The 23,148-nt window shown below is 51.9% G+C and carries 20 protein-coding genes; 2 read left to right on the plus strand and 18 right to left on the minus strand.

Annotated features, from left to right (window positions below; genetic code table 11):
- Positions 1-4 precede the first annotated feature (4 nt).
- The 11 genes from DCW36_RS20805 to DCW36_RS20855 form a co-directional block, all read right to left on the minus strand.
- On the minus strand, positions 5-1,090 hold the full coding sequence (locus tag DCW36_RS20805; RefSeq protein WP_114781675.1) for a hypothetical protein: 1,086 nt from the start codon (positions 1,088-1,090) through the stop codon (positions 5-7).
- A complete protein-coding gene (locus DCW36_RS20810) occupies positions 1,080-2,723 on the minus strand; it encodes an NAD(P)-binding protein (RefSeq protein ID WP_114781676.1) in 1,644 nt (547 codons plus the stop codon). Before DCW36_RS20810 ends, DCW36_RS20805 begins: the two co-directional genes overlap by 11 nt.
- 50 nt (positions 2,724-2,773) lie before the next feature.
- Entirely contained in the window at positions 2,774-4,285 is a 1,512-nt protein-coding gene (locus DCW36_RS20815) for a polyamine aminopropyltransferase (RefSeq protein WP_114781677.1), read from the minus strand.
- A gap of 11 nt (positions 4,286-4,296) precedes the next feature.
- A complete protein-coding gene (locus DCW36_RS20820) occupies positions 4,297-4,515 on the minus strand; it encodes a DUF350 domain-containing protein (RefSeq protein WP_114781678.1) in 219 nt (72 codons plus the stop codon).
- 101 nt (positions 4,516-4,616) lie between these two features.
- Positions 4,617-4,808, minus strand: coding sequence for a hypothetical protein (locus DCW36_RS20825; RefSeq protein ID WP_114781679.1), 192 nt, complete (start codon positions 4,806-4,808; stop codon positions 4,617-4,619).
- Positions 4,809-4,822: 14 nt separating this feature from the next.
- On the minus strand, positions 4,823-6,130 hold the full coding sequence (locus tag DCW36_RS20830; protein WP_114781680.1) for a DUF4178 domain-containing protein: 1,308 nt from the start codon (positions 6,128-6,130) through the stop codon (positions 4,823-4,825).
- Positions 6,117-6,764 (minus strand): hypothetical protein, encoded by a 648-nt coding sequence (locus DCW36_RS20835; RefSeq protein WP_128397003.1) that lies wholly within the window; start codon positions 6,762-6,764, stop codon positions 6,117-6,119. The genes DCW36_RS20830 and DCW36_RS20835 overlap by 14 nt, the downstream gene beginning before the upstream one ends.
- 246 nt (positions 6,765-7,010) lie before the next feature.
- Entirely contained in the window at positions 7,011-7,928 is a 918-nt protein-coding gene (gene cysK / locus DCW36_RS20840; RefSeq protein ID WP_114781682.1) for a cysteine synthase A, read from the minus strand.
- Between the two features lie 20 nt (positions 7,929-7,948).
- A complete protein-coding gene (gene epsC / locus DCW36_RS20845; RefSeq protein ID WP_114781683.1) occupies positions 7,949-8,782 on the minus strand; it encodes a serine O-acetyltransferase EpsC in 834 nt (277 codons plus the stop codon).
- A gap of 621 nt (positions 8,783-9,403) precedes the next feature.
- Positions 9,404-10,567 carry an MFS transporter gene (locus DCW36_RS20850; protein ID WP_114781684.1) on the minus strand — a complete coding sequence of 388 codons (1,164 nt, stop codon included), beginning with the start codon at positions 10,565-10,567 and terminating at the stop codon, positions 9,404-9,406.
- Between the two features lie 208 nt (positions 10,568-10,775).
- Entirely contained in the window at positions 10,776-11,249 is a 474-nt protein-coding gene (locus DCW36_RS20855; protein WP_128397004.1) for a hypothetical protein, read from the minus strand.
- 279 nt (positions 11,250-11,528) lie between these two features.
- Between DCW36_RS20855 and DCW36_RS20860 the strand changes: the two genes are divergently transcribed.
- The gene (locus tag DCW36_RS20860; RefSeq protein WP_114781686.1) at positions 11,529-13,475 is read left to right on the plus strand and encodes a peptidylprolyl isomerase; all 1,947 of its coding nucleotides are present in this window, start codon (positions 11,529-11,531) and stop codon (positions 13,473-13,475) included.
- 3 nt (positions 13,476-13,478) lie between these two features.
- Here the strand turns inward: DCW36_RS20860 and DCW36_RS20865 are convergent, their stop codons facing one another.
- The 6 genes from DCW36_RS20865 to DCW36_RS20890 form a co-directional block, all read right to left on the minus strand.
- Positions 13,479-13,862, minus strand: a complete 384-nt coding sequence (locus tag DCW36_RS20865; protein WP_114781687.1) for a DUF3037 domain-containing protein — start codon at positions 13,860-13,862, stop codon at positions 13,479-13,481.
- Positions 13,852-14,637, minus strand: coding sequence for a HipA family kinase (locus DCW36_RS20870; RefSeq protein WP_114781688.1), 786 nt, complete (start codon positions 14,635-14,637; stop codon positions 13,852-13,854). Before DCW36_RS20870 ends, DCW36_RS20865 begins: the two co-directional genes overlap by 11 nt.
- A gap of 197 nt (positions 14,638-14,834) precedes the next feature.
- Positions 14,835-15,818: a glycosyltransferase gene (locus DCW36_RS20875; RefSeq protein ID WP_114781689.1), complete on the minus strand. Its 984-nt coding sequence runs from the start codon at positions 15,816-15,818 to the stop codon at positions 14,835-14,837.
- A 231-nt stretch (positions 15,819-16,049) separates the two neighbouring features.
- A complete protein-coding gene (locus DCW36_RS20880; protein ID WP_114781690.1) occupies positions 16,050-18,578 on the minus strand; it encodes a PemB family protein in 2,529 nt (842 codons plus the stop codon).
- Between the two features lie 153 nt (positions 18,579-18,731).
- Positions 18,732-19,817 (minus strand): AAA family ATPase, encoded by a 1,086-nt coding sequence (locus DCW36_RS20885; protein WP_114781691.1) that lies wholly within the window; start codon positions 19,815-19,817, stop codon positions 18,732-18,734.
- A gap of 82 nt (positions 19,818-19,899) precedes the next feature.
- Positions 19,900-20,349: a hypothetical protein gene (locus DCW36_RS20890; RefSeq protein WP_114781692.1), complete on the minus strand. Its 450-nt coding sequence runs from the start codon at positions 20,347-20,349 to the stop codon at positions 19,900-19,902.
- 298 nt (positions 20,350-20,647) lie between these two features.
- Here DCW36_RS20890 and DCW36_RS20895 point away from each other — a divergent pair, with 298 nt between their 5' ends.
- Positions 20,648-21,691: an NAD-dependent epimerase/dehydratase family protein gene (locus tag DCW36_RS20895; RefSeq protein WP_114781693.1), complete on the plus strand. Its 1,044-nt coding sequence runs from the start codon at positions 20,648-20,650 to the stop codon at positions 21,689-21,691.
- On the opposite strand, the gene DCW36_RS20900 is transcribed toward DCW36_RS20895, so the two are convergent.
- Positions 21,621-22,655 (minus strand): AraC family transcriptional regulator, encoded by a 1,035-nt coding sequence (locus DCW36_RS20900; RefSeq protein ID WP_114781694.1) that lies wholly within the window; start codon positions 22,653-22,655, stop codon positions 21,621-21,623. The genes DCW36_RS20895 and DCW36_RS20900 overlap by 71 nt on opposite strands.
- Positions 22,656-23,148 lie beyond the last annotated feature (493 nt).

Genomic DNA, 23,148 nt, shown 5'->3' on the forward strand with positions numbered 1-23,148 from the left:
TCACCTACGGCTTCAGATGTTCATCTTTCGACACTTTCCAGATAAAGCCATCCAGTACGTAATGGGTTATCTGAGGCAAGGCCAGCAGGGGCACCAGTACGGCTAACAGCATTTTGTCCTGCACCTGGGGTAAACCGGTAAACAACGAAAATACCAGCCTATGCTCGCGCCATACCAAACCATCCCATAAGCCTTCCTCCAGGTACGCCAGCACGACAACCAGCCCCAGGAACAAAACCAGACCGGTGTTCCGGAAAACCAGTTTCTCTACTTTTGATAGCGTATTGGTGCTGTTCAAAGCTCTCTGCTGCTTTTTTCGGCCGTAAATCCAGACCAGTGCCAGGTACGGAATCCCATGCGAGACTACATTGAAGGTGGTATAAATCAGGTCGCCGTTGTAATGCACAATGCCCAGGTACCAGGAAAGCGCGGTGCCGACAATAACCAGGTTGCGCGGCAGGTTTACCTTTTTAGTTCGGTAAATAAACCGGGCTTCCTTCAGCAGGTAAGCTGCCAGCACAACCACATAACTACCAAACAGTAGCGGTAGCAGCTCCGGGTAAGAGACTTTGATAAAATCGCCGGCGACAAACCAGTTGAAAAGGCGCTTGCCTTCCAGGTGCCAGTAAAGTATCGGAAACAAGGTAGCCGCATAAATGGCAGCCATATCCAGGCGACGTTCCCATAGCGTTTGTTGCTCCTTCCGCGCATACAACTTCATAAAACCGTATTGCTGCCGGATGAAATGATAAACAGCCAAATAAGCCAGTAGGCGCCAGAAAAGCATGTCGTCCAGCGAATACAGCAGCATACCAATACCCCAGGAGAGCAACGGCACCGCCAGCATCAGCTGTTTTTGTTTCTGAAAAGTGGCTTTATCAAAGTAGGTCCTGAAAAGTGTGCTGTACACATGGCTCACATCTATTAACAGCACCAGCACCACCCACGCCGCCACCGACATCTCCCGCGACTCCTGGAAAAAATCCGGGAATGCCATTATTGCCAGCAGGCACAGGAAGGGCGGCGATAAAATAAAGATGAAGTCGACAACGGCCGAGTGTAGCCAGGGCTGTTTGGAGTTAGGCTTCATGGCTCGTGTTGATAATTTGCTTTGCTGCTTTCAGCCCCTGGTAAAAAGCTTCTTCAAATACAGAGATGCCGCTTAAATCGGTATGGGCAAAAAACACTTTGTCCTGAACAGGTGCTTCTGCTTTCCTTTTTTCCTCGCCCCAGATAAAACCAACCGTAGGACGAATCATGCCGTGGCCCCATACCCAGACATCCAGTGTTTCTACTTCTTTACGGATAGCAGGATGTGCTTTTTCCAGTTCTGTCAGCACCATTTCCTGCCAGGCTTCCTTCTCTTTCCGGTAAGCCTCTGCCCGGACCTGCGCCTCGTGCTCGCCCGTAAGAGGATAATAAAACGTGATGGTCTTTTTGGCTGGGTACAGCTGCACCTGTTGCTGATTGGCATACACATAGCCCAGGGAACAGCTGCCGTAAATTACATTGTCCCAGCACAACGGTGTGCCCCGCCCTGATGGCACCTCTTTCAGTGTCAGGTTGGCAACCAGCCAGGTGGAATAGGAAAAGTGGCTTTGTTTAACCGGATTTCTTTGCTCCTGCATTCCCTGCAGCAGCCGCTCGTTTACAAAATGAGACGTTGCCAGTATACACTGCTTCGCAACCAGGCGGCGATGCTTGTTTGTAGTTACATCCAGGTAATCGACCAGCACCTTGTCCTGCGCTAGATGCACACGGTAAGTTAAGGCGTTTGTTCTGATGTTATTTTCGGCAGCTTGCCGCAGGCGGTTCACGAGCCAGAAATTGCCCTCCGGCCAGGTAAGCACGCGGTCGGAATCGGTGTTGGCGGCCTTGGCTCTCCGGGAAGCAAAATAATGAATACCGGCCCAGGCCGAAGTGTCTTCCAGCCGGGAGCCGTAATCATCGAGGCAGCAGTAGTTCAGGTACCACAGCAGGTGCGGTGAGCTAAATTTTTCCTGGTGCAGCCACTCCTTCATGCTCAGCTTATCAAGCTGGCGGTAGGTTTCATCGGCAGAGGAAGCAGCTAACGGAATGGCAAAGGCAAATTTCCCGTCTGCTCCTTTTGCCTGGCGGTACTCCTCTATCAATTTAAAAAAACGCGCTGTTTCTTTCAGCTCCGCTTCAGGCACACCCCAGTTCGGCACCAGGCCTTGCTGCCAGTAGCCGTTTATGAACAGGCGCTCCTCCGGGTCGAAACACAAGTAGTATTCGTTGTAGACAGGCAGCTTTTGCTCGTTATAGCCTGTAATAACCGCTTCCTCTTCCAGAAACTGCAGCAGCTCCGGCAAGTCATTGTTCGGCAAGGTCAGGTAATGGGCTCCCCACGGATAAGCGGTGTACTTGTTTCTGCCTGCCACGGCGTTACCGCCAGGCTGGTCCTCCAGTTCCAGCAGCACAACTTTGGCAGAACTGTTTTGGTGCAGCCACCGGTTTGCCGATAAACCCGACACGCCTCCTCCCACAATCACCACATCCACTGCTTCAATTTCTTCGGGGATAACGGAAATACCCTTACGCAGCAAATGGCCGGCTTTAAAAGAAGGGCCCTGTAACTTTCCGGCTATGGGCTTTGGCCTGGAAGGACTACAGGCCGTCAGGTATCGGCCCAGGATAGGAAATCCGGCTACTGCCAACGCACTCTTGAGTAAAAACTGTCTTCTCCCTTTCTGCTCCGCCATCTATGTAAGTAACACGAAAAAGTTTGTTGTATCAGCCTCCCGGGAAGGCGCTAATTCAGGTACTGCGCCCACTCTTCTTCAAAATAGTGCACCAGGGCCTGGTTATTTAGTTTATTTATTTCTGTTTGCCGGGGCGGCATGTCTTTCGGAAAAATCTGCATCTGCCTGAAAACATCGCCATTTAAAAACCGGAGGTCTTCCGGGTAATCATCGTTCAGGGCCATAGTCGCCTGCGGACTAACCAGCACGAAACCCCAGTCGCCAAAGGAAGGCACGTGGGCATGATAGGGCAAGGCAGCAAAGCCTTCGGCCTGCAACGTATTGATGATGCACCAGTACGACTTAGGCGCTACAAAAGGCGAGGTAGCCTGAATAACCGCCATTCCCTGCGAAGTTAGAGAAGCGTGCAGCAAGCGGTAAAAAATATTGGAATACAACTTCCCGATAGAGTAGTTGGCAGGGTCCGGAAAATCAATCACCACAAAGTCGAACTTCTCCTGGTTGTTCCGGAGCCATTGAAAGGCATCGGCATTTATCACGTTTACCTTTGGCGACAACAGCGATTCCGCGTTCAGCTTTACAAGCGAGGCGTGCGACGAGAAGATGTGCGTCATTTCAGGGTCCAGGTCTACGAGCGTTACCTGCTCCACCTCCGGGTAGCGCAGCACCTCCCGCACAGCCAGCCCATCGCCGCCACCCAGCACCAGCACCTTTTTAGGGTTAGGAATGGCATTGAGCCCCGGATGCACCAGCGCCTCGTGGTACCGGTACTCGTCGGCACTGCTGAACTGCAGGTTGCCGTTCAGAAACAGCCGGAAGTCATGTGAATTGCGCGTGAGCACGATGCGCTGGTAGGGCGAAGAAGTGGCATACACAACTTTATCCGGATACGTCAGGCTCTCGGTAAAGGCCAGGATGCGTTCGCTGGCCACAAAGCCGAAGGTAAGCGCAGCAATTACGCCGGCACAGGTTGCTTTCATATAAGCCGGCCAGCGCAACTCGCTCTTAAAATAAAAACAAAGCACCAGCGCCACAGCGGCATTCAGCAAGCCAAAAAAGAAAGAGGTGCGCAAAATGCCCAGCTGCGGCATCAGCAGCAACGGAAAGATAATGGAGGCGAGCAAGGCGCCAATGTAATCGAAGGTGAACACTTTGGATACCAAATCCTTGAACTCAAAGCGACCTTCGAGGATGCGCATAATCAGGGGAATCTCCAGCCCCACCAGGATGCCCGTAAGCGAAACCAGCATGTACAACACCAGCCTGAAAGACTCCACCCTGTCAAATAGCAGGAAAAGCAAGGTAGAGCTAAAGCCGCCAATCAGGGCCACCAGCACTTCAATCTGGATAAACCAGGCAATAAGGTTGCGATTAAAGAATTTGGAAAGGTAGCTCCCAATCCCCATCGAGAACAGGTATACCCCGATGATGGTCGAAAACTGGGTAACGGAATCGCCCAGGAGGTAGCTGGCCAGCGTGCCCGCCACCAGCTCGTAAATAAGACCACAGGTCGCCACCACAAACACCGAAAACAACAGGAGGACCTGAACGTTTATGCGCATAAAAAACTCTTTTAACCGTGAACTGCCGACGCTATGATAATGGCAATCGCAATCATGAAGGCAGCAAATAAAATAGACAGCGCGATGTTCTGCTTTTCCAGAATCTCCTTCCACAGGTTTTCAGGCGTAATCATTTCCACAATCCAGAACGTGGTAAATAACACACCGATGCCTAAAATGGAGTAGACCAGCGACGAGACAATGTACTTGTAGTTTAAATATGTTTCCATAAAGTCAAATTTTTCAAACTAAAACCAATTCAGGTTACGCTAAAAGCTTTCTGCACCTGCCACCACAGCCTCTGCTCCTCCTGCAAGTAACTTAAGCCAAACTACTTATGATAAAACCGATGCGTTCTAACCCGCCTGCCTCCGCTATCCCGGTCCGGTCCGGAGGGGTCGAATTGCTCGGTATCGTCTCCGAGCATGCGGGTACCCGTCATGCCGGCATACACAAAATAACCCAGCACCAGCACCAGGTAAAGCAGGAAAAACGTCAGGAAAGAAAATTTAAATTTAGGCATAGCCACAGCATTTTTCAGGTGTAAGGTGTAAAATCGCTGTTCATCCAGCGGCGCTTCTCAAAGGTATAACTCCGGAACCACTGTACAGCCGGAAAGGTAATCAGCAGCCCAAGGGCCACCCAGAAGTTCGACCAGATGGGCACATCCTGTACAACGGCTAACGTGAAGCTGTTCACACTGCTAAAATTCTCCCGGTACGGCTGCAGGATAACGTGGTAGGTACCGGCCGGCAATGCCGATATAATTTTATCCTGCCTGGTACTGCCTTCGCTCCAGTTTTCACCATCGGTGTAGCCTGCATAGTATTCCACGCCCATTTCAAAATCGTATTCACGGCGCGATTGGGTGTTTACCAGCGTTACGCCCAGCGCAAACCAGTTGTTAACCACAGGTGCCTGCAGTTTAAACTCCAGGCTCGATTTACCCAGCATGGTTTCCTGCAAGGTAAAAGTGGGCCCAGCCATAGATGGTAAAGCAGTCCCCAACCCGGTATCGGATAAGGTATAGCTGTTGCTGTTGAGCTGCACTTCTTTGCTTGACATAGCAAATAAAACCTGCAGCAGAAGCAATATACAGGCCGCCGCAATGGCTATCGGTTTCAGGGTTTCAAAAGAAACGCTCGTAGAAAAAGGCTCCGAAGCGCCAATGCCCGACTGCGGGGGCATGTCTTCTCCCAGGTTGAAAGCCGCTTTTACGTCTTCTGGCTGAATATATTCTCCCAGCAACCAGCTCAGCTCTTTGTTGCCCAGGATGCGCGTTATGGTATAAGGCGGCGCAATGTACTCGGCGTATTGTACCTGGTCGTCGCGTATGTCCCAGAAAAACTCCCCTTCGGCATACTGCACTTCCGAGCGGTAGCGGTTGTACAAATTATAGTGGTGGCCGTTATAATCGAAAGAACCATGATGGGCTTTGCCGTGCGAATAATCCGAAATAAACTGAAAGTAATTCCAATGGCCATCATATTCGGCTAGCAGTGCATAACCGTGAATGGGGCTCCAGAGCACGTATTCCTGCCAAAAGTAAGCGGCTTTTACTTCTTTGTATTTCGCAAAGCCTACTACCGCATACAACTTCTCTTTTAATAGCCCTTTAGCACCAATGGGTATGATAGGCTTTACCTGCTTCCGGACATCAAAAAATTTAAGAGCCGACAGCCCCTTGCCACTACCACGGGTTTCGAAGAACTTATGGCAACTGCCGCAACCAACAAAAGAAGCCTGCGCATGGGTAATGAATGTAATGTTGTTCCTGCAATTCGGACACTTGACCACTGCCGGTTCCGGCAGCTTTTCTTTATCTTTTACTTCAAACCCAATCATGATGCTGCCGGAGGTTTTGCAGATTTAATGCCTTGCTGCTGGTATAGTAGCCGGTAAAAGCATCTACTTTTTTAGAAATAAAAATATTCGCCAGGGCAAGCGCTGCATTCGTGGTATAAAAATAAAGCGACAGGAATTTATCGCTTTCGAGGTAAAAATCGCCCAGTTCCCCCTCACCTGCCACATACCGCCCGTTTTCTATCCGTTCTGTGATGTATTCCGCTTTTTGTATCTGTACTTTTTTACCCGGTACCGGATGCTCGAATTTATTCCGCACTTCCTCTACCCTGCTAAAAACACTGTAACTCCCCTCCCAGTCGCCCAGCCAGCCTGTGCTGCCATTGCTGTAAAGCAGGAACCAATGACTCCGATAACTCTCCCGTAAAAAGTATTGCAATCGCCCGATAACCTCAAAAGGCATGTCGCTGACCACGCCGGTTGTTCCTATCCGGATAAGGCTCATATCTTCCTGCACAGGCTTTAGCTGCAGGTGCAACAGGTTAGGCTGCTGCGCTCCCCGGTAGTTCAGCGCCTGACAGTTTGGGCAAACCAGGCAAAAGCTGTTCACCGCTTTAAACTGAAGTGTGGCGGAGCAAACAGAACAGGATAAGAAGGTGCCTGACGAAACGTGCATGCAGGTTAAGCTTGAATCGAATATTATTTTACAGGTTATTACTCCCGGACAAATTTTATAGCAAGAAAGCGACAAAAATACGGCAGACTTCTTTATGGCACAACCGAAAATTGTAAAATACCAATTTACTACTTCCCCGTAAAACTGAAAATTAAGCAGCAGAGGCTATGGTGGCAGGTGCAGCAGAACAAAAAAGTCCCTGCACAGCAACCTGTACAGGGACTTTTCTTAAAGCTTGTTAAGCACCTACACAAACAAACCTTCCACCGACAAATACCGCTCGCCGGTATCGTAGCAGAAAGTAAGTACTTTGGAGCCTGCCGGAATTTCTTCTTCCAGTTTCTGCGCCACAGCCGCCAGCGAGGCGCCCGAGGAAATGCCCAGGAAAATACCTTCTTCTGCAGCAGCACGGCGCGAGTAATCAAACGCATCTTCCGGGTTAATCTGGATGATACCGTCGAGCACGCTCGTATCCATGATAGAAGGAATAAAGCCGGCGCCAATACCCTGAATCGGGTGCGGACCTGGCTGGCCGCCGCTCAGCACCGGCGATGCCGCCGGTTCTACCGCATACACTTTCACGTTCGGAAACTTTTCTTTCAGCACTTTGGCCACACCGGTTATGTGCCCGCCGGTTCCTACACCCGTAATCAGGTAGTCGAAACCTTCCGGAAAATCGCGCAGAATTTCCTGCGCTGTGAAATCGATATGAACCTGCGTGTTGGCCGGGTTGTCGAACTGCATCGGCATCCAGGCTTTGGGGTTTTCGGTTGCCAGCTCCCGTGCCCGCTCTATGGCACCTTTCATACCTTTCTCACGGGCCGTCAGTTCCAGCTTGGCACCATAAGAGGCCATCAGGCGGCGGCGCTCAATCGACATCGACTCCGGCATAACCAGCACCAGTTCATAGCCTTTCACAGCAGCTACCATCGCCAGCCCTACACCTGTGTTACCCGAGGTAGGCTCTACAATAACACTGTCCTGTTGCAGCAGGCCTTTCTTTTCGGCATCTTCGATCATAGCCAAAGCAATGCGGTCTTTAATGCTTCCGCCCGGGTTGTTGCGTTCCAGCTTCATCCATACTTCCACATCCTGGTTATAAAGCCTGTTTATGCGTACCGTTGGGGTGTTGCCTATCGTCTCTAATACATTATTAGCTTTCATAGTATATTTTTTCTGATTATTTAAATAGAGAAATTCAAAACGTCGGCAGGATCTGCGGCCCTGCTTACTTTTATCTGGGGACGGTGGTATACCCTGGAGTTAGGCGGCACACTCTCGGTCAGCCACACATTTCCGCCAATAACACTGTTCGCTCCAATAACCGTGTTGCCCCCCAGTATGGTCGCACCGGCATAAATCACCACATTATCTTCAATAGTAGGGTGCCGCTTGATGAACGCCATGGCCTTATCCACGCTCAGCGCCCCCAGCGTTACGCCTTGGTACACTTTTACATGGTTCCCGATAATGGTCGTTTCGCCAATCACCACGCCGGTGCCATGGTCGATGCAGAAATGGGTGCCTATCAGCGCGCCCGGATGAATTTCAATACCGGTTTTGGTGTGGGCATACTCCGAAAGCACCCGCGGCAGCAGCGGAATCTTCAGGCGGTAAAGCACATGCGCCAGCCTGTACACCATCACGGCCCGGAAACCCGGATACGTGCGCACTACTTCGTCCAGGTTACGGGCGGCAGGGTCTCCTTCCAGGATAGCCGAGGCATCCTGCACGAGCAGGCGGCGGATCAGGGGCAGGTAATTCATAACCGCTTCGGTAAGTTCTGCAGCCGGGGCCGGAAGCACACCGCCCATACTGGCCAGCAGCCCGTGCAGGTCCGACTGTAACCCATCGGCATAGGCTTCTACCTCTTCAACCGAATGAAAACGTCTTTCTGATAAAGGGGGAAACAGCAATTGCACGACCCCATCAATAAACTGGCAAATGGCAGAGCCAGGTACCTGGTGCGAAGCCTGCTGGTGCTCCTCGTACAGATGTTTAAAAAAAGCTGCGTCCATAGTGTGTCATATACAGGAAAAGCCTGCACGAATATGTTTTGGTATCGAAAGATAGCAAAAAGAACGTCCCGAAGAAAACTCTCTTTCACAACGCAGGTTACTTGTGAATAGTTATTGGTTAATGGTTATTCGTTATTGGGGGAATGTTAGTTTGGAAGTTAGAAAGTTTAGGAGTTTAGGAGTTTAGGAGTTTAGGAGTTTAAGAGTTTGGGAGTTATTTTCTGAGGGTGCGCCGCTGCGTCTAATCCGGGTAATCCTTTAATCTGCTTAATCCTAGTTCAGACAATTCGCAAATTCTTCTGCTCCTGCCACCACAGCCTCTGCTGCCTGTCCGACCCGTTGATGGTAGTGATGGAATGATGGGTGTGATGGAATGATGGGTGTGATGGTTACATTGTTAAATTGTTAAATGTCTGAATCAGGATTTACAGAATTTTAGAATTTTCAGGATTAGGCCTGTTTGTGGTTCGTGCAGGAGACGCGGGCACCGCGTCTCTACAGCCACACCCCCAACTTTTCGACCTCTCTGTTACAGGGTTAAAGATGTTCAACCCCTACAAAATTCCAACCTCTCTACCTTTCTAACTCCTAAACTCCTAAACTTTCTAACTCCCAAACTCTCTAACTCCTAAACTTTCCAAGCGTCAGGTACAGGAATGAAGTGAGGGCGCAGGCGGCGCTGGTCCAGAAAACGAATGGAAAATTTGCTGCCTGGTTGTTATAGATCCAGGCCGATGCCAGGGCTCCTATTCCGATGCCGGCTTCCATGGCAATGTACATGGTAGCCATGGCCCTGCCCCGGTGCGCCTCGTGGCTCTGGTCGATGGTCCAGGCGAAGATGGTGGGGGAATTCATGCCGGCGCCAATGCCATACAAAGCAGCAGCAGTAAGCAGGTCGAACGCGGAATCTGCCAGGCCAAGCCAGACCAGCGCCAGCGCCAGCGTTGCCGAACTTACCCGCAGCACCCGCACCCGCCCGTACCGGTCCGACACCCTGCCCGCCAGGAACCGGATAGCAAGCGAGGTCAGCGTGAAAGCTGTAAAAAATAAGCCCTTGTTCTTTATACCGAGGTGTTCGCTGAAATCAGGCACTACCGTCAGGATGGCGCCGAAGGAGAAATAAGCCAGCAGCATCACGACGGAAGGGCCGATAACCCGCGGCTCAAACAGCTCACTCCTGGAAATACGGAGCAACCCCATCCGGAAGCGCAGTGGGTCGTGCAAGGTTTCGTGCATGCGCACCACCACAGCTACCGACAAAAAGGCCGTGGCCGAAGAAGCATAAAACATGGTATCGAGCGAAAACTGGTTGGCAATTGTACCTCCCAGTGCAGGTCCTGCCGCCATGCCTAAACTGCCCGCCAGCCCCAGCAAACCTGTTGCTTCGCCCCGACGATTCACCGGAATAATATCAGCCACATAGGCTGCTGTACCAGTGGGCGTAAAACCAGTAGAAAAGCCATGCACAAACCGCAGCAACAGGAAAGCTGCTACCGTACCGGTAAACGGATACAAAAAACCGCAGAAAACACAGACAACTCCACCCACTACCATTACCGGTATCCGCCCGATCTTATCGGCCAGTTTCCCGCTGAACGGGCGCGACAGGCCGGCGGTAAGCGTGAACAGCGAAATGATCAATCCTTTATATTCCGCACCGCCCAGGCTCGTAAGGTAAGCCGGCAGCTCGGGAATAATCATATTAAAGCTGGCAAAAAAGAGGAAGGAGCTCAGGCAAAGCAACCCGAACTGGAGCCCATACACACGTGTAGCCGTTTCACCCATGGCAGTTACTGAGCTGCAAAGGTAGGCAAAGCTGCAGGTAATAAAATGTAAACTTGAAAGGATTACGATAAAAGCCGCAACAGGAACAGAAACTGGCGATACGGCTTATCAAAGGCAGAACCAGGAGTAAACCTGCTGTAATACGTGTAAATGGAAGAAAAAAGGAGCAGTTAAAGCAGCTAAATTAGCCAGGTGCACATACCTACGTCTACAGCAATTGAATATCCTTACGCCTGGCGATCTTCCTGATTTTGGTTTCAGCTTTCCGAAGCACCGCCTCGTCCTGCACCTTATGCAGGCACAGCGTATGCTCCTCACCGTTCTTCAACGTGAAAACCAGTTCATGGGCATGCATCCGTACGGTATCAACCTCCTCCCACTCAAACTCCTGTTCCGGTTCCGAAACAAGAATCCGGTACCTTACGCCCTCCAGCGAAAGCGTGAAATGGGTGCGGAACCGGGGTTTCTGGTTAAACCAGGCGTAAAGCCCGTAGCCAAACACAATGACCAGGTCGAGCAGCAGGATAAGCAGCCCGATGTAAATATCGTTGGTGTAGATAAGGTAAAACGGCAGCAGGAGGTTGAGCACAAGGGCGTAATGCAAAAATGAAAGCAGTTGCTGCTCCGTTTTTGGATGCAATACATAAGCATTGTCGAACAACTTTAGGCTAAAGTCCCGCATAAGCTTCTCATTATCAACTCTAAATATAGAAATATGGAATGATAAATCAAAATTATACATCCCCTTTCCTGCTCCTTCCTAACCAAAAAATCAACCACTTTGGTTTCAGGAGAGCAGAACAAGGCGCTATTTTTGTTGACGAAAATATTTCTGTCCGGGTTCTGCAAATGCGCTGTCCGAGCCGTAAAGCAACAGTAAGCCCTAAAAACGCGTCGGTAATAAGAGCGGAAACATTTACAGCCCTGCAAGGCACCTAATTTTCGAAACAAGCGCCACCACATGAAAAGCATACCCCTGTACCTGGTCATCCTGATAAGCCTGGCCGCCTGCCGTGTGCAGCCGCCGCAGGCGCAAAAACCGGTTGCTCCTGTAAACAAGTTTTCTGATGCCACCCTGCGTGCCATCCATACCCTGAAGGATGAGCGCAATACGCCCACCCTGCTCCAGTACCTGCACCATTCCAAAGCAGCCTACCGAACAGAAGCCGCACTGGCTTTTGCCTCCGTACAGGACACACTGGCGCTCCCGCAACTGCTCACCATGCTCACCGACACGACAACAGCCGTGCGCGAAGCGGCTGCTTTTGCCATCGGCCAGACCGGCCACCGCAAAGCAGAAACAGGCCTGATCCAACACCTGAAGCAGGAAAAACGGCCAGTCGTGCAGGCAGCTTTGCTGGAAGCGCTCGGCAAAATTGCCACCCCCGCGGGCGTGGAAGTGCTGGCCACCTACACGGCCACCAACGACCATGCCCTGGCCGGGCAGGCCTGGGGACTGTTCCGGGCAGGAATGCGCCAGCACAGCAGCATTAAAGCAATCGATAAAGCTGTAAAGATTCTCGCTGCCCCCTCCTCTCCGCTCGATGCCAGGCTGGCTGCCGCGCATTTCCTGGCCCGCACACCCCGCATCGACCTGACGTCCTCGAGGCAGCCCATCATTACCGCCGCCACTTCCGACCCGTCTGCGGAAATACGGATGGCACTGGCACAGGCCATCGCCAAAATCAGGACCTCCGACAAAGCGGCAATCCTGGCGGGTATTGCGCAAAACGATTCCGATTACCGCGTACGCATCAACGCCATACGGGCCATGGCTGGCTTAGAAGACAACAAACAGGCAGAGCAGGCGATTCTGGCCGGCCTCACCGACAGCAACCTGAGTGTTGCGGTTGCCACCGCCGAGTTTATCCAGGCCAGTACCCGTAAAATTGATACCGGCAAACTGGAGCAGGCACTGCGCCAGGTGCAGGACGAACGGGTACGATCCGGCATCATGTGGATCCTTTTACGCAACAGTACCAACCAGGCCGCCCTCAGCAACCAATACAAGCAGCGGTACCACAACACGCACAACCCCTACCACAAAGGCTATCTGCTTAAAGCGCTCGCTGCCGACTTCGACAACTACCGGTTTATAGAGCAGGAGATCTTTTCGGCAAAACAGCCTATTGTGGCCACCTATGGCATAGAAGCACTCGCTGCCATGCGCCTGCAGCCGGGTTTTCCGAAAACGCTGGAACAGGAATTCGCCCGCATTTTTAAGAAGGCCATTGGTTCAGGAGACGTGGCTTTGGTGGGAGTAGCAGCCGGGGTGATGCGGGCGCCAGACCTGAATTTCCGGGATGCCTATACGAACCTCGGTTTCCTGAAGGAGGCACAGCAGCAACTGGAGCTGCCCCGCGACACGGAAACCTTTATGGAGCTCCAGAAAACAATTAACTACCTCAACGGCAGACCGGAAGCTGTTCAGCCCCGGCCACCCTACACGCACCCTATCGACTGGACTTTAGTGCAGAAAATACCGGCAAACCAGCGTGTGCTTCTAAAAACTGATAAAGGCGACATTGAGCTGCAGCTTTTCGTAGAGGATGCTCCGGCTACCGTAGCCAACTTTGTAGCGCTTGCCCAACAGCATTTTTACGATGGCCTGTATTTCCACCGGGTGGTCCCCAACTTTGTGGTGCAGGGCGGCGACAAGCGCGGCGACGGCTGGGGCAGTTCGCCCTATGCCATCCGGTCGGAGTTTGCACCGCTTTATTTCCGGACAGGGTACATCGGTATGGCCTCGGCTGGCAAAGACACCGAGAGCAACCAGTGGTTCATCACCCACTCCCCCACCCCCCACCTCGACGGCCGCTACTCTGTTTTCGGACTCGTAGTAAACGGCATGGAGGTAGTGCACCAGTTGCAGGTAGGCGATAAAATTCTTTCTATTGAGTTGAAGTAAAGTCTACGCCACCAACTGCTCATACAGCTTCTCCAGCGTTTCTTTGGCATCGTTGCACATGCCCGGATGCACCGGTGAGGTTTGCACAATGGTGCTGCGGGCGGCCGTGAGCCAGCGGAAGCGCGAGGCGATGGGTAGCTGCCCGATGGGGCCTCCCTGCGCACGGCCGGCACATACTTTTTCAAAGGCCAGCAGGCGCTCCTTCAGCTCCGCTACATCCACGTTTGCAAAACAGGCATTCAGCCGCTGCTCGTTCAGGGCACACTTTGTCTGCAGGAAACCCTCTGCAGCGCAGTACAGGATCACGCCCACGTTCAGGAACTCCTCCCGCTCCACCCGGGGCACCACCCGGATGACGGCATACTCAAATAAGTGCTTATCTTGCATCCTGCGCTCCTTTGACAAAAATTTGAGAATGGGCCACACGTGTTTCCAGGAACTGCACATAGGCTTCCCGGTGCTCCTCCGCCGTCTCGAATGGCGACTCTACATCCGTCAGCCACTCGTCCGGCACCACCGCTACAATAGCCCGGATACGCTCCGGCGTCAGCACGGCGCGGAAGGCGGCGTCTGCTGCTTCGAGCTCGGTGGCGCGCGACAGCAGTACGTGGTCTTTCACCTGCGGGAAAGGCCGCTTGGCCTGTTCCTCCCAGTTCTGCCAGGAATGATGAAAGTAAAGAGAGGCGCCATGGTCGATGAGCCACAGTTCTTTGCGCCACATCAGCATGTTCGTGTTGCGGGCCGTGCGGTCTACGTTCGTGATGAGGCAGTCGAGCCACACAATTTGCGAGGCGAGCGTGGTATCGAGGGTGTTGACGATCGGGTCGAAGGTAATGGCCCCGGAAAGGTAGTGCAGCCCCAGGTTCAGGCCTTCGCTGGCCCGCAGCAGGTCCTGTATTTCCTCGTCGGGTTCGGTGCGGCCAAAGGCTTCGTGCAGGTTGATGAACACAATTTCGGGCACCCGGAAACCCAGCGCACGGGCAATCTCACCGGAGATAAGTTCGGCAATCAACGCTTTGATGCCTTGCCCGGCCCCCCGGAACTTGAGCACGTACATAAAATCGTCGTCTGCCTCCACAATGGCCGGCAGCGATCCGCCCTCGCGCAGCGGCGTCACGTACCGCACCACATCCACGGTTCTGATATCAGGTTTATGCTTCATATTTTCATCTTTTGGGCGTTATCTGCACCTGCCACCATAGCCTCAGAACATTTGTATACTTGTAGGGGCAGGTCTTGCGCCTGCCCAATCGTTCCCGAGTCATGGCTGTGAATTAATTTTCCCTGCTCCTATCGTATTTTCTTTTACTTTCCCTGCACGATTGCCGGTGCACGATTGGGCAGGTGCAAGACCTGCCCCTACTGCCAGGGCAAAAACTTTTCGGTTTGTACCTGCTTTAACCTGGGCGGTTCTGCATTCAGCTTCTTCCCCTCTATCACCTGTTGATACTTCTCCAGGTAGGCTTCTGCCATTTTGCGGGCGCTGAACACGTCCACGACATATTGGTGGCAGGCGCTTCTGGAGTAGGAACTGCTGTTTTCCAGCGCCTGCGCCAGGTCTGATGTGCTGGTTGTTAAGTAGCCAACTTCTTTGTTTACTATTTCCGGAAGCGAGCCGTAGGGGGTACCGAACACAGGGCAGCCAAAGTACAGACTTTCGGTGATGGCCAGGCCAAAGGGCTCGTGCCAGCGCACCGGGAACACCAGTCCTTTGGAGCCGTTGAGCAGTTGCAGCTTTTCTTCGCCGCCCACCATGCCGCAGAAACTGATGCGGGGACTGAAGGTGAAGCGCATACCCATTTTAAAATTGAACCGCTGTCCGCCCAGCACTTGCAGCCGTTCGTCGCGGGTTTGTTTAATGGCGTTGATGGCGCCCTTTACATTTTTCACGCGCCAGGCGGCGTTGCCCAGGAAGTGGAAGTAATTTCTGTTCTTCGTCAGGTCGGGTTTGCCGTAGTCGTCCCAGTCGAGGCCGTTGTACACAAAGGAGTCGGAGCCGTAGCGGTTGGCGTGGTTCCGGGAAACAAACACCGTATTGCTATCAAACTCACGGTAGTCGTTGCAGTTGCCGTGCATGGTAAACAGGTAAGGCGTCCGGATTTCCTCTTCGGGCATAAAGTTGAAGTGCACCACATCGGTACCCGCCGGAATCTGCTCCGACACTTTTTTACTTTTATCAAAAAAAAGCACGGGGGCAAAGTCGCAGGAGGAGCCTTCGTGCAGCAGGTAGGTAACCTGATGCCCCATCTTTACCAGTTCCTTCCCCAGGTACCAGACCACGCGCTCGATGCCGCCGTATGTGGCTACCGGAATCACACCTTCGTAGGCAATAAGTATGTTCATGCGTTGCTTGTCTTGTTGCGCACCCCTATTCGCAGGGCTGACAAACTTAATTATACTGGCGCGAGTGCTCCCCTTGTGTCTATTATCCCGCAGCCTTTGGCTACAGTAAATAGCCTGCTTATGGTTCACGGCGGCCAGAGGCCGCGGAATAGGCGTCACGAGCGAGGACGCTCGCGCCATTTTTAAAGTCATGAAGTTAAAAGAAACTTTCCGGACTTACTGCACCTGCCACTATTTCCACTCCACTTTCAGGTCTTTGATTAGCGCAGGCGCACCGCCGTTGTACTGGATGCCGAAGCCGCCTGCTTTACCCGGTGCGATGTCTGTTGCCATATCCACAGCGGCGGCTACCTCCGGACTGTTGGGCTTCGGCTTCTCCTGTGCCTGCGTTGCGGCCTGCGCCAGCAGCTTGTTTCCTTTGGTTTCTATGGTAATGGTACAGGGGGTCCGGTAGCCGGAGGTGGTGATGGGTTCGCTGATCGTGGTTGCCTGGCCGTTCTTATATTGCACGAACACGCAATCCACCGCATCGTGGTGCTTGGTGGTCCGGATAAATCGCAGGCCGTAGCCCGTCATGGTTTCGGTGTCGAACTTGATGAGCACGTCCATGTAGAGGTGCGCCACGCTGAAGCCCTGGCCTGCCGTTTTGTAGGGGGCCACCGTCATGGTTAGTTTCATGTCGCCAAACGTTTTCCCGACCGGGGTGTAGCGCAGGCTGGCACTGCGGCCCTGCAAGAGCCCCAGCATGTTGGCTGCCCCATCTACGCCCTCGCCATAGTGCCAGGCATCGCGCTCTTTGCTCACGTTATTCGGGTTATTTTCATCTTCCGGTTCAAAATGCCCGAACGTCCAGAAGCCCGGCAGCACCTTCGGCTGGTTTTTGGTAGAAAGGTTGCGAAAGTCGGTGTACAGCAGGTTCGGATTGGCTTTCACATCTTTGGCTGCGATAGGTTTTGGCAGCACATAAGCCACCGCTTCGCCAGCTTCGCAACGTATGTGTTTGGGCGCCACCGCCGCCATGAGGTAATACCCCACATCTCCAGCCGAAAGCGTGTATTCCTGTAAAGGCGTATCGAACCGCGACACAGCTACTTCTACCGGGTTGCTGCCTTTGGCATCGGTGCAGCGGTACCAGCTCACCCGCGACTGGTCCGCGAAACGCATGTCGAGCTTGTAGGCTACTTTCAGTTTCCCATCAGTGGGCTTCGCAATAGTTGGCTTTGCCGTGAACGCAGGAGCCGCTAACATGGCAGGTGCAACGGTTAACACACTCGCCGCTTCCAGGCCCGAAGCAGTAGCTGCGGTGATGATAACCTGCCGGGTGTCGTCGTTTGTGTTAGTGGGAATTACCTCGCAGGTCCTGCCATCGGCACTCACGTTCAGTTCTACCAACCCAGCATGTGCAGGAGCTACCGCCCATTTCACTTGCTCATCGCTGTGCTCGTAGTTACCAAACCGCATTACCCTGGCGCTTAGCTTTGCTGTGTTCTTATTCGTTTCAAGCGTAACATTGGTGGGCGAAAGCAGCAGCTGCACCGGCAGATTCGTGTAGGATTTGCCCTGCGCTTTTTCGGCTGCCAACACCTGCTCCTTCACCCCAATCGGGTCCCAGTCGTCGTTGCCGCGCAGCAGGTTGTAAGTGTTGTAAATTACCTTGCCGTTGTGCTCCAGGCGGTAGGCATTCAGCACCGGCTTACCAGCCATTTCAACGGTGGAGGCCGGGTCTTTTTTCCCGATAACGACTGCTTTTCCGTTGAGCGTGATGTTGTGCTGGTAGTTGCGCGTTTCGTGCGGCACCACATCCCGCCAGGCTAAATAGGGAGTTGCTTCGCTTGTAAAACGGGTATCCACCACGGCTACCTGTCCGTTGGCTTTCGTGAAATACTGCTGATTGCCGGTAAAGGACCTGATGTCGCAGTTGAGGAAAACGGCGCCGGTGCCGGTGGTGTGGTAGAAGGGCTTGGAGCCGTAGATGTCGAGGGTAGAGTTCAGGTACACGGCAGTGCCGCACAGGGCATCGTCGGTGGATTCGAAGTGGCAGCGGTCGAACAGCACCCGTTTGCCGCCTACAAAAGGATTCAGGTTGAGCCTGCTCACAAAGCGGGTATTGCGGGCTACAATTTTATCGCCGTTGCAGTGGATAAGCTGCGCCTGCACAATGGCGGATGCTCTTTTTTCCCGGTTCAGTTGGGGCGCCAGCGGGTAAACAAGGTCGATGCTGCAGTAATTGCCAAAGGTGATGTTCTCGGAGCTGGTGCCCTGCCCGATAAACCGGAACATGGTAAAATTGCCCTGGGCCCCGATGGTCTGGCCACGGTTGCTGGCCAGCACCACGTTCTCGGCCTTATCCGACAAACCCTGAAAGCGCAGCCACTCGCATTTTATCACCAGACCATACGGCACTGCTGCCCCCTCTTTCGGAACACGAATGGCCGGGTCATCGGGGTTGTCTATCCAATACACGTACGGCGCCAGGTACAGCACCATCGGCGCTGCTTCGGTACCGTCTGTCAGGTGTTTGGCTGCTTCGTTGACCGAATTGTACACGTACGGGTATTTCGCGGCCTGCTCCTTCGTCAGCTGCCCGTCGATGAAAAAAGCTTTCGGACCCAGCTTCACTTTCTTGCCTTTGTATACAATGTGGTCGCCGCCGAATGCGATGGGATTGCCGGCGTCGAGCGACTTGTAATTTAGCAACTGCTGCGCCGAGCAGTACAGCACCACCAGCAGGAACAGGCTGGTCAGGAAAAGTTTTTTCATATAGCCACCGAATGTGATTTACTTTGTTTTTCTTTTGTGCTTTGCTAAAAGCAGGCACCTGCACTAAAGAACAGAAGTCCGACCTAAGCTGTTCCGGAAAGAACCGCCATTGCCAACATTCCGCTGCACTCGTAGCTGCAGCTGTACCTCTTCTTAAACTCCGAAGCCTATTTTCTTAACGCCTCCATTCGTATCGAAGCCTCTCTTTTCAAAGTTAAAAATATCTGCCAGCGCCATATCTTTCCCGTCGGCTTGGTAACCCATCGCTTCCAGCAGCTTGTTCGATTTTTCCTTCGTCAGCGGCTTGAACTCATAATTGGCTATCATGCGGCCTTTGCGCAGAAGTGCTTTGTCTACTCTGGCGATACTGGTGTTGAAGGTGCAGATAATTTTGATATTCAGGTAATCACTAAACAGTCCGTCGGTCAGCTGGAGAATGGTCGAAACCACCGAGTTTTCACTTAAACTTTCCCTGCTGGTAATTACTTTTTCGGCATCTTCGATAATCAGGATGGAGTTCCGGTTCTGCAGTAAGAAGGAAATAAAATCCGGGTTGAGCAGGTCCTTGATAAATTCATTCTGAACGAAGATAAAATCCTTTGTCTGGAACCTGGAGATGAGGCTTTTGATATAAGAAGTTTTACCTGTTCCCGGCGCTCCGTGCAACAAAATTAAGCCGGCTACTTCCCGGTTCAACGCCTCCTCGATGATGGCATTTATTTCCAGGAAGTCATCGTTATACAGCTCGTCAAGGTTTAATTGCAGTTCATCCGTCCGGACGTCTTCCGTATAAAAATGGCGTGAGTTATGGGAAAGCACTTTAAAAGTCGGCGACTTGTTTACACCAAATTTTGCACGGAGCATCTTGTTCATGGATATCACTTCCTGTTCAAGGGCTGCATCCGCCACATCATACAGAAAATCTACCGTCAGCTCGTTGCTCACTAACGAAATCCAGATAACAAGCTTCTTCGACTCGCTTTTCAATAAATACTGGTCCGGGTAATCATTTGAAGAATCAGCATTTTTATCGTCCGCTGTGTTCCAGTTTTTAACTACCTCCTTCAACTGTAAATCCTCGTAATTAAACGACGCCATTACGGCTTCCATCGCTTCTTTGGTTGCTTTTAAGGGCGTTTCAAATTTCAGGTTGGAAGGGAGCGTGTCATAACAAATGATAAAATATGAGCTTCGGTGAAAATCGCTATAGGAATCGTATGCTTCGAGCAGGTTGGGCATTTATGGTCGGTTATTTAAGAATTTAGGATGATGAACTGGTGTGAGGAATAACGGGCTGGTATAAAAGGATTTAGTATTCCTTTTATACATTGTTGGACAACGAATTTTTTATTTCTCTTTTTTCAAATGTTTCCCATGGAAAATGTGACTTCATAGAATCTGTGCATACAGTTTCCCAAATGCCATTTATTGGTTTTTGCAATATAGCTTTGGATACATTTTCATTTCTCACTAATTGCAGAATTCTATATTCGCCCTTTATTATCCCTCTGACTGCATTCATGAACATATCGCACACCTGTGCATCTTTTATAGGAAACCAAGAACAATTAATTAATTCAGTAGAAATGAATAACTCATCTGTCTGAAGGTTCAAATTAATTCCAAAATCTAAACCAGGTTGTTTGGGAATATCCAAAGATAAGTCAACGTACTTAGGATTTAATTCTAAGTCCATATGTAAATAACTAAATTCAGCCTCTATTTCTAGAAACAAGCTTTTAGCATTTTCATAGTATATTAACTTCTTCATTTATTAATTGCTGCCCAACGGTAAGATAAACCGAACTATCCGGCTTATCTGCACTATACCCAGAGTTCACCTAAACTTCATCAAACCTTCCCAGCTCCCATAGTACAACTCTCCGACAATTTAGTAAAATATCCTGCTCCAAACATTTTTTCCCTTCAGAAAAATACTGCTCCTCCTCCCACCATACCCTCTGCTGCTTAAATCCCCACCTGCGCAATAAGTCAAGCGATTTGCAGCATCTGTCATCAAGGCCTCGGCTGTTGTTTCCGACCTTTGTAACGTATAAAAACATAAAGCAATGGAAATGACGAAAGCACACTATTTGGTATTAGGGGGCACAGGCAGCATCGGGTATGCGGTTGCGCAGGAACTGCTGGCACAGAACGAACAGGTGACGCTCCTGGTGCGCAACAGGCAGAAGGCGCAAGGGCTATTCAAGCAACAGCCGAACCTGACTATTGTGGAAGGCGATACCAAAGACCTGCCTTTGCTAAAGCAACTGGGGGCGCAGGCGACGCACATCTTTCACGGCATCAACTATCCTTATAACAAGTGGGAAGGCAACATGGAAGAAGTGACCCGCAATGTAATAGAAGCGGCAGCACAAAACAAAGCCACCATCCTTTTCCCGGGCAACGTCTACAACTACGGCCTCACCGCCAGGCCCATCACCGAAACGGACCATCCAAACCCCAACACCCGCGAAGGCGCCATCCGGGTAAGGCTGGAGAAGCTGCTGCAACAGGCTGCTGCCGAAGGGAAATGCAAAGTACTCCTCCTGCGCCTGCCCGACTTCTGGGGACCAAATGTCACGAACGAAGGCGTAGCGCCTATTTTCAACGGGGCCCTTACCGGCAAACCCATGCCCTGGCTCGTGAATCTCGACATCCCGCACCAACTGGTGTATACACCCGATGCAGCACGTGTATTCTACCAGCTTCTTCAAAAAGCGCCGTCAGAAAATTTTACGCTATATAATTATGGAGGCGAAGTAGTGCTCTCTATGCGCCAACTGTTTCAGCAGATAGCCAGCCTGGCAGGCACCACCCCTAGATACAAGCTGTACTCCAAAGGCTTTGTGCGTTTCATGGGCCTGTTTATACCGGTGCTCCGCGAGCTGAAGGAAATGCTCTACCTCTACGACCAAACCATCGTGCTCGACGACAGCAAGCTAAAAAAGGCGCTGCCAGGCTTTCGGCCTACGCCCCTTCCCGAAGCTATTCGCACGACACTGGACTGGTTCCGGGAACATTACCACACGCGCGAAGAACTCAGGAAGCAGCCTGCATCCGGAGGTGCTCCTGGCGGTAAAGTCCGGGCGGAAGGCCTGTCCACTTTTTAAAGGAGCGGGAGAAAACACTGGGCTCGGCAAAGCCCAGCAGGTAAGCGATATCGGCGATGGTATTCTGGTTGTCGTGGAGGTGGCGGAGGGCTATTTCCTTGCGCACCTCGTCGAGGAGCGCCTGGTAGGTAACGCCTTCTTCCTTTAAACGGCTCTGCAGGCTGCGTACGCTCATGGCGAGGTTGCGTGCTACGGTGTTAATGCCTGGCTCCTCCCCTTTCAGGAGTTGCGCAATTTCGCGCTGCACCCGCTCCCGCACCGTTTTCGGTTCTTTCAGGCGTTGCAGGTACTCGCGGGCATATTGTTCGAACACCATGTTTAATTCCTCGTTCGCCGTTACCACCGGCAGCTGCAGGCAGGAGGCATCGAGCACAAAACCGCTGTAGGGAGCATCAAAGACTAAGGTGGCAGGTGCAAAGAGCCGCTGATGCTCGGCTATGCTCTCCGGTTTCGGGTAAACAAACAGCACCTGCTTAATAGGTACCGGCTGCCCCACCAGCGCTTCGAAGGCATTCTTATAAATTATCATTTCACTATCAAGCGCGTGGCGCGGGTTCTCCAGGAAAGAACTAATGACCTGCAGCTTCACCAGCGCTTCCCCCTGCTGCACCTCCAGGCTCGTCCGGATGGCTTCGCACACAATGTCCTGGTACTTGCAAAGCTTCCGCAGCGACTCGTGCAGCGTGGGCGCGTTCATCATCACGTAAGCAATAATGCCTGCCGACGTCGGATTCACCGCCTCCCCCACATGCAGCGCCAGGTCCGGGTCGCCGGTAGCCGCAATGGCTGCCTGCCACAGGGCCTGCATCTGCTCCACAGGCACCCGTCCGTTCACATCCTGCAGCAGCACCGGGTCCAGCCCCGCCTGCTGGCAAAGCGCCTCCACATCCTGCCCCTTCAGGCGCAGCACGTGCAGCAACAGGTTAACCGAGGGAGCGCTGAGGGTATGGGTTTCGGGGAGCATTGTCTGAACCTTTGATTTACGGTGATTTAATTGATGGACCTGATTTTTCACAGTACCTGTACTGTTCCATCCTCTATCCTCAGCAATTTAATCATTTACCCATTCACGTAAGGCATCCGAATCACATAAATCACAGGTCAGCTAGTCTGCTGCACCTGCCACCACAGTCTCTGCTGCTTGCCTGGACCGTTGATGGTAGTGATGAAATGATTTAATTGATTCAGCATTTCCTTTATTGTCTGAATTTGGATTCGCCGGATTAATGGATTAATGGATTACAAAAATAAAGTTTCCTGCCATCAGACACGTGCAGGAGTCCCCGAAAAACACAAAGGCAGGTGCGCACACTGTGGAGGCTTCTGCAACAGAAATATCTGATTAATCTTCCATTTTTAATTCGTCCTGAATCCGATAAATCCATTAATCCGGCGAATCCAAATTCAGACAAAAAAATTCTGCCGGCGCATCTTGCAAATCTCAACCATTATTTAGA

Origin of the sequence: Botryobacter ruber (genome assembly GCF_003347595.2) — a bacterium.
Taxonomy (GTDB): Bacteria; Bacteroidota; Bacteroidia; order Cytophagales; family Hymenobacteraceae; genus Pontibacter; species Pontibacter ruber_A.